This window comes from Zoogloea sp. 1C4, assembly GCF_009469605.1.
Taxonomy (GTDB): domain Bacteria; phylum Pseudomonadota; class Gammaproteobacteria; order Burkholderiales; family Rhodocyclaceae; genus Zoogloea; species Zoogloea oryzae.
In genome coordinates, this window is the sequence record NZ_SSXU01000011.1 from 142,564 (window position 1) to 148,727 (window position 6,164).

Below are 6,164 nucleotides of genomic sequence, written 5' to 3' on the forward strand. Positions count from 1 at the left end.
CATGTCCGATAAGAAAATCAAGGTGACGCTCGTCAAGAGCATTATCGGTACGAAGCAATCCCATCGTGCAACTGTTCGCGGTCTTGGTCTTCGTCGCCTCCACCACACGGTGGAACTGCAGGATACCCCTGCAGTGCGCGGCATGATCACCAAGGTTGCGTACCTCGTTAAGTGTGAGGCTTAAATGCGCCTGAATACCATCAAACCTGCAGCGGGCGCCAAGCACGCTGCCAAGCGTGTCGGTCGTGGTATCGGCAGCGGCCTCGGCAAGACCGCGGGTCGCGGTCACAAGGGTCAGAAGTCCCGTACCGGTGGCTTCCACAAGGTCGGCTTCGAAGGCGGTCAGATGCCGATGCAGCGTCGTCTGCCGAAGCGTGGTTTTGTTTCGCTGACCCGTGCCCGTATCGCTGAAGTGCGTCTGTCGGAGCTCGAAGCGCTGCCGGTTGAAGACATCGATCTGCTCGTACTGCAACAGGCCGGTGTTGTCGCTGCCGACGCGCTTGCCGCCAAGGTGATTCTGTCTGGTTCCATCAGCCGCAAGGTGAATCTGCGCGGTGTTGGTGTCACTCAGGGTGCCAAGGCTGCAATCGAAGCTGTCGGTGGTTCCGTTCAGTCTGCTGAGTAAGGCTTCGTGGCTAATCAACCGTCTGCGCTGGCGGCGCCGGGAAAATTCGGGGACCTCAAGCATCGCTTGATGTTCCTGCTGGGCGCACTGATCGTTTATCGGATTGGTGCGCACATCCCGGTTCCTGGAATCGATCCCGTTGCATTGGCGGATCTGTTCAAGAGTCAGAAGGGTGGCATCCTCGGGGTGTTCAACCTGTTTTCCGGTGGTGCGCTCTCCCGGTTCACCATCTTCGCCCTCGGGATCATGCCGTACATTTCGGCATCGATCATCATGCAGTTGCTTACCGTTGCGTCGCCGCAGCTTGAGTCGCTGAAGAAAGAGGGTGAGGCGGGGCGTCGGAAGATTACGCAGTACACGCGTTACGGCACGCTTGCCCTTGCCCTGTTCCAGGGGTTGGGTATTGCGGTTGCGCTTGAGTCTCAGCAGGGGCTGGTGCTGGATCCCGGGTTCATGTTCCGGTTCGTCACTGTTTCCACGCTGGTTACCGGCACGATGTTCCTGATGTGGCTCGGTGAGCAGATCACCGAACGGGGGCTGGGCAACGGTATTTCGATCATTATCTTTGCGGGTATTGCAGCTGGCCTGCCTAACTCGCTGGGTGGTTTGTTCGAGCTTGTTCGCACCGGTGCGATGCATCCCTTCACCGCACTCGTTATCTGCGTGCTGGTGGTGGTCGTGACGGCAGTGGTCGTGTTCGTGGAGCGTGGTCAGCGGAAGATTCTGGTCAATTATGCAAAGCGCCAGGTTGGTAACAAGATCTACGGTGGCCAGAGTTCACATCTTCCGTTGAAGCTGAACATGGCCGGTGTGATCCCGCCGATCTTTGCGTCGAGCATCATTCTGTTTCCGGCGACGCTTGCCCAGTGGTTTGGGTCGTCCGAGAGCATGACGTGGTTGAAGGATCTTGGTTCGACGCTTGCACCGGGTCAGCCGATTTACGTGATTCTGTATGCGGCGGCGATTGTGTTCTTCTGCTTCTTCTACACCGCGCTGGTCTTCAACTCGAAGGAGACTGCGGACAATCTGAAGAAGAGTGGGGCCTTTGTTCCGGGTATTCGTCCGGGTGAGCAGACGGCACGCTACATCGACAAGATCTTGATGCGGCTGACGTTGGCTGGTGCGGTGTATATCACGCTGGTCTGCTTGTTGCCGGAGTTTTTGATCCTGAAGTGGAACGTGCCGTTCTACTTTGGTGGAACCTCCCTGTTGATCATCGTTGTCGTGACGATGGACTTCATGGCCCAGGTTCAGGCGTACATCATGTCTCACCAGTACGAAAGCCTTTTGAAGAAGGCTAACTTCAAGGGCTCGAGGGCACCTCTCAAGTAAGAGCTTATGTCGAAGGAAGACTACATCGAGATGCAGGGAGAGGTTCTCGAGAACCTCCCCAATGCGACCTTCAGGGTCAAGCTTGAAAATGGTCACGTAGTACTCGGCCACATCTCCGGAAAAATGCGGATGCACTACATCCGGATCCTACCGGGCGACAAGGTGACGGTGCAGTTGACGCCGTATGATTTGAGCAGGGCCCGGATCGTATTCCGAGCGAAATAACAGATTAGTAGTTAGGAGCTAGAAATGAGAGTTCAAGCATCGGTCAAGCGTCTTTGCAGAAACTGCAAGATTGTCCGTCGCAAAGGTGTCGTTCGCGTGATCTGTACCGATCCGCGTCACAAGCAGCGTCAGGGTTGATGCGGTCACCCGCATTCTTTATAATTTAATGTTTAGCATTTTGGGGTGAACGCATGGCCCGCATTGCAGGGGTAAACATTCCCAACCACAAGCACACCGAGATCGCTCTTACCGCGATTTTCGGTATCGGACGTACTCGTGCACAGCAAATCTGTGACGCGGCGAACGTCGGTCGTTCGGCCAAGATCAAGGATCTCACCGAGTCCGACATGGAACGGCTCCGCGACGAAGTCGCGAAGTTCACCGTCGAAGGTGACCTGCGCCGTGAAGTGACTATGAGTATCAAGCGCCTCATGGATCTGGGGTGCTATCGCGGGGTGCGCCATCGTCGTGGTCTGCCCCTTCGTGGCCAGCGCACGCGTACCAATGCCCGTACCCGCAAGGGTCCGCGCAAGGCGATCGCCGGCAAGAAGTAATCAGGGATAAGACATGGCAAAGACTGCTGCGAAGGTTCGCAAGAAGATCAAGAAGAACGTGGCCGAGGGTATCGCCCACGTCCACGCTTCTTTTAACAACACGATCATCACGATCACCGATCGCCAGGGCAATGCGCTCTCCTGGGCTACCTCCGGTGGCGCTGGCTTCAAGGGCTCTCGCAAGAGCACCCCGTTTGCCGCGCAGGTTGCTGCTGAAGCAGCCGGTAAGGTGGCCGTCGAGTGCGGCATCAAGAATCTGGAAGTGCGTGTCAAGGGCCCTGGCCCTGGCCGCGAATCGAGCGTGCGCGCCCTGAACGCGCTGGGTATCAAGATCACCACGATCACCGATATCACGCCGATCCCGCATAACGGTTGCCGCCCGCCGAAGAAGCGTCGCATCTGACAAGGAGTTGAACAGTGGCTCGTAATCTTGACCCCAAGTGCCGTCAGTGCCGTCGTGAGGGTGAGAAGCTCTTCCTGAAGGGCGAAAAGTGTTTTACCGACAAGTGCGCGATTGAACGTCGCTCGTACGCCCCTGGTCAGCACGGCCAGAAGTCCGGCCAGCGTCTGTCCGGTTATGGCGTACAGCTGCGTGAGAAGCAGAAGATCCGTCGTCTTTACGGCGTTCTCGAGCGTCAGTTCCGCAAGACCTATGCCGAAGCTGATCGCCGCAAGGGTCAGACCGGTGAGAACCTGCTGCAGCTGCTGGAAGGGCGTCTGGATGCTGTGGCGTACCGCATGGGTTTTGGTGCCTCCCGCGCTGAAGCTCGTCAGGTCGTGCGTCACAACGGCGTGCTGGTCAACGGCAAGCGGGTCAACATCCCGTCTTACACCGTTCGTCCGGGCGATGAGATCCAGCTGACCGACAGCGCTCGCAATCAGCTGCGCGTCAAGGCTGCACTCGAAGCCGCCGATTCCCGCGGTTTCCCGGAATGGCTGTCGGTTGACGCCAAGGCTGGTAAGGGCACGCTGAAGGCTTATCCGCAACGTGCGGAGCTGCCGGCGACCCTGAACGAAGGTCTGGTAGTCGAACTGTATTCGCGTTAATGGTAGTCGCGCCGGGTTCGGCGCGACGCTACAGAAGGATTGTCGATGCAAAGTAATGCTCTGCTGAAACCGCGCATCATTGAGGTGCAGAACGTTTCGCCGGTGCACGCTCGCGTGACGATGGAGCCGTTTGAGCGCGGTTTCGGTCATACGCTGGGCAATGCGCTCCGGCGGATTCTGCTTTCCTCTCTGCCGGGCTACGCGCCGACGGAAGTGTCGATCGAGGGCGTACTGCACGAGTACTCGACGCTGGATGGCGTTCGGGAAGACGTGGTCGACCTCTTGTTGAACCTCAAGGGTGTTGTGCTCAAGCTGCACGGTCGTAATGAAGCGACGCTTTCTCTGGTCAAGTCCGGTGAAGGTTTGGTGACTGCTGCGGACATTGAGGTTACGCATGATGTCGAAGTGATCAATCCCGACCATGTGCTCGCGCACCTGGCGCCGGGTGGCAAGCTTGACCTGCAGATCAAGGTCGAGCAGGGGCGTGGCTACGTTCCTGGCAATCAGCGCCCTGCTGCCAGCGAGTCCAAGGCCATCGGCCGGATCGTGCTGGACGCTTCGTTCAGCCCTGTTCGTCGTGTGAGCTACTCGGTCGAGAGCGCTCGTGTCGAGCAGCGTACCGACCTTGATCGTCTGGTTCTCGATATCGAGACCAACGGTGCGGTTGATCCGGAAGAGGCTGTCCGCTTCGCTGCTCGTGTGCTGATGGACCAGCTGTCGGTGTTTGCTGATCTGGAAGGTACGCCGACTGCGGTGGAAGCACCGAAGGCTCCGGCGATCGACCCGATTCTGCTGCGCCCGGTCGATGATCTCGAGCTCACCGTTCGTTCGGCGAACTGCCTCAAGGCTGAGAACATCTACTACATCGGTGATCTGATCCAGCGCACCGAAACCGAACTGCTCAAGACGCCCAACCTGGGCCGCAAGTCGCTGAACGAGATCAAGGAAGTCCTTGCCTCGCGCGGTCTGACGCTGGGCATGAAACTTGAAAACTGGCCGCCGGCCGGGCTGGAAAAGCTCGGTTGAGCGTAACGAAGAAGAGGTAATTACAAATGCGTCACCGTAACGGTCTTCGCAAGCTCAACCGCACCAGCAGCCACCGTCAGGCGATGCTGCGCAACATGGCGAACTCCCTGCTCCGTCACGAAGTCATCAAGACCACCGTGCCGAAGGCCAAGGAACTCCGCAAGGTTGTTGAGCCCCTGATCACCCTCGGCAAGAAGCCGAGCCTGGCCAACCGCCGACTGGCTTTCGATCGCCTCCGCGATCGTGAGATCGTCGTCAAGATCTTTGACGAGCTGGGTCCGCGCTTCTCCGCCCGTAACGGCGGCTACCTGCGCATCCTGAAGTGTGGTTTCCGTGATGGCGACAACGCGCCGATGGCGTTTGTCGAACTGCTGGACCGCCCGGAAGTTGAAGTTGCTGCTGCTCCCGAAGGTGAGCAAGCCGCTGCTTGATGCAGGTCGGTTAGTTGTTAGCAAAAAAGCCAGCTTATGCTGGCTTTTTTGTTTTTGGTGTGACCGGATGGTCCTGCCGGGGCTGGCTCGGGTGGTTGTTGGTGCGCCTGCGGAAGGTAAGCCGTAAGCCCCCGGCAAACCCGTCTTCCCCCGACCTCTTAGCTCGGTAACCATAGTGTCCACTACGCACTAGAAGTGGACACTTTCATGACCGTCATCCAGCCGCGTCGAACCCGTCGCACCCACTCCGAAGCATTCAAGCAGTCCCTGATCGAAGCCTGCGGCGAGCCCGGCGCGTCGATCGCCGGGGTGGCGCTAGCCAACGGGATCAACGCCAACCAGTTGCGGCGCTGGATGCGCGAACGGGGTATTGAGCCGCCCGAGTTGTCCTGTCTGCCCTTACGGGTGGCGGCCTCTGAGCCGATGGGCGACTTTGTCCCGGTGCAGCTTTCCCCAAGCGTTGATGCCCCCATCCGCCTGGAACTGCGCAAGGGCACCGCGACGGTCACGGTGAATTGGCCCATCGCCTCGGCGGCTGCCTGTGGCGCCTGGCTGCGCGAGTGGCTCGGGTGATCCGGGTCGATGCCCTGTGGCTGTCGATCGCTCCGCTCGACATGCGCGCCGGCATGGACACGCTCCTCGCCCAGGTGGTGCAGGTCTTTGGCGAGGCGCGCCCGCATCACGCCTACCTCTTCGCCAACCGGCGCGGCACCCGGATGAAGGTGCTGATCCATGACGGCCAGGGCATCTGGCTTGCCTGCCGGCGACTCAATCAGGGGAGATTTCGCTGGGCCGACGGGAACGGCTCGCTGACGCTCTCCCAAGCCCAGTTCGACGCGCTGGTGCTGGGGCTGCCCTGGCAGCAATTGAGCGGCGACGGAGCGATCCGGATGATCTGACGGTGCACCATCCGGAGTTGCCCCG

The 6,164-nt window shown here is 59.2% G+C and carries 12 protein-coding genes; all 12 read left to right on the forward strand.

Features of this window, described 5'->3' with window-relative positions:
- Position 1 precedes the first annotated feature (1 nt).
- The 12 genes from rpmD to tnpB all read left to right on the forward strand — a co-directional run bounded on the left by rpmD (position 2) and on the right by tnpB (position 6,139).
- Positions 2 to 184, forward strand: a complete 183-nt coding sequence (rpmD, locus tag GH681_RS14580) for a 50S ribosomal protein L30 (RefSeq protein WP_153162177.1) — start codon at positions 2 to 4, stop codon at positions 182 to 184.
- Positions 185 to 625 carry a 50S ribosomal protein L15 gene (rplO, locus tag GH681_RS14585; protein WP_153162178.1) on the forward strand — a complete coding sequence of 147 codons (441 nt, stop codon included), beginning with the start codon at positions 185 to 187 and terminating at the stop codon, positions 623 to 625. It begins immediately after the preceding gene.
- A 69-nt stretch (positions 626 to 694) separates the two neighbouring features.
- Positions 695 to 1,957: a preprotein translocase subunit SecY gene (gene secY, locus GH681_RS14590; RefSeq protein ID WP_255425190.1), complete on the forward strand. Its 1,263-nt coding sequence runs from the start codon at positions 695 to 697 to the stop codon at positions 1,955 to 1,957.
- A 6-nt stretch (positions 1,958 to 1,963) separates the two neighbouring features.
- A complete protein-coding gene (infA, locus tag GH681_RS14595; protein ID WP_153162180.1) occupies positions 1,964 to 2,182 on the forward strand; it encodes a translation initiation factor IF-1 in 219 nt (72 codons plus the stop codon).
- A gap of 24 nt (positions 2,183 to 2,206) precedes the next feature.
- On the forward strand, positions 2,207 to 2,320 hold the full coding sequence (gene rpmJ / locus GH681_RS14600) for a 50S ribosomal protein L36 (protein WP_079432668.1): 114 nt from the start codon (positions 2,207 to 2,209) through the stop codon (positions 2,318 to 2,320).
- Positions 2,321 to 2,373: 53 nt separating this feature from the next.
- Positions 2,374 to 2,736, forward strand: coding sequence for a 30S ribosomal protein S13 (gene rpsM, locus GH681_RS14605; RefSeq protein WP_153162181.1), 363 nt, complete (start codon positions 2,374 to 2,376; stop codon positions 2,734 to 2,736).
- Positions 2,737 to 2,749: 13 nt separating this feature from the next.
- Positions 2,750 to 3,139, forward strand: coding sequence for a 30S ribosomal protein S11 (gene rpsK, locus GH681_RS14610; RefSeq protein ID WP_141354281.1), 390 nt, complete (start codon positions 2,750 to 2,752; stop codon positions 3,137 to 3,139).
- Between the two features lie 14 nt (positions 3,140 to 3,153).
- Positions 3,154 to 3,783, forward strand: coding sequence for a 30S ribosomal protein S4 (gene rpsD, locus GH681_RS14615; protein WP_153162182.1), 630 nt, complete (start codon positions 3,154 to 3,156; stop codon positions 3,781 to 3,783).
- Between the two features lie 45 nt (positions 3,784 to 3,828).
- On the forward strand, positions 3,829 to 4,809 hold the full coding sequence (gene rpoA / locus GH681_RS14620) for a DNA-directed RNA polymerase subunit alpha (RefSeq protein WP_153162183.1): 981 nt from the start codon (positions 3,829 to 3,831) through the stop codon (positions 4,807 to 4,809).
- Positions 4,810 to 4,835: 26 nt separating this feature from the next.
- Entirely contained in the window at positions 4,836 to 5,240 is a 405-nt protein-coding gene (gene rplQ / locus GH681_RS14625; protein WP_153162184.1) for a 50S ribosomal protein L17, read from the forward strand.
- A 207-nt stretch (positions 5,241 to 5,447) separates the two neighbouring features.
- A complete protein-coding gene (locus GH681_RS14630) occupies positions 5,448 to 5,813 on the forward strand; it encodes a transposase (protein ID WP_153162185.1) in 366 nt (121 codons plus the stop codon).
- Positions 5,756 to 6,139: an IS66 family insertion sequence element accessory protein TnpB gene (gene tnpB, locus GH681_RS14635; RefSeq protein ID WP_153162186.1), complete on the forward strand. Its 384-nt coding sequence runs from the start codon at positions 5,756 to 5,758 to the stop codon at positions 6,137 to 6,139. The genes GH681_RS14630 and tnpB overlap by 58 nt, the downstream gene beginning before the upstream one ends.
- Positions 6,140 to 6,164 lie beyond the last annotated feature (25 nt).

What these genes read in the sequence shown, in the direction of transcription:
- rpsK (WP_141354281.1), top strand. Translation starts at nt 2,750, where the DNA reads ATGGCAAAGACTGCTGCGAAGGTTCGCAAGAAGATCAAGAAGAACGTG.
- rplO (WP_153162178.1), top strand. Translation starts at nt 185, where the DNA reads ATGCGCCTGAATACCATCAAACCTGCAGCGGGCGCCAAGCACGCTGCC.
- infA (WP_153162180.1), top strand. Translation starts at nt 1,964, where the DNA reads ATGTCGAAGGAAGACTACATCGAGATGCAGGGAGAGGTTCTCGAGAAC.
- rplQ (WP_153162184.1), top strand. Translation starts at nt 4,836, where the DNA reads ATGCGTCACCGTAACGGTCTTCGCAAGCTCAACCGCACCAGCAGCCAC.
- rpsM (WP_153162181.1), top strand. Translation starts at nt 2,374, where the DNA reads ATGGCCCGCATTGCAGGGGTAAACATTCCCAACCACAAGCACACCGAG.
- rpmJ (WP_079432668.1), top strand. Translation starts at nt 2,207, where the DNA reads ATGAGAGTTCAAGCATCGGTCAAGCGTCTTTGCAGAAACTGCAAGATT.
- GH681_RS14630 (WP_153162185.1), top strand. Translation starts at nt 5,448, where the DNA reads ATGACCGTCATCCAGCCGCGTCGAACCCGTCGCACCCACTCCGAAGCA.
- rpmD (WP_153162177.1), top strand. Translation starts at nt 2, where the DNA reads ATGTCCGATAAGAAAATCAAGGTGACGCTCGTCAAGAGCATTATCGGT.
- rpoA (WP_153162183.1), top strand. Translation starts at nt 3,829, where the DNA reads ATGCAAAGTAATGCTCTGCTGAAACCGCGCATCATTGAGGTGCAGAAC.
- secY (WP_255425190.1), top strand. Translation starts at nt 695, where the DNA reads ATGTTCCTGCTGGGCGCACTGATCGTTTATCGGATTGGTGCGCACATC.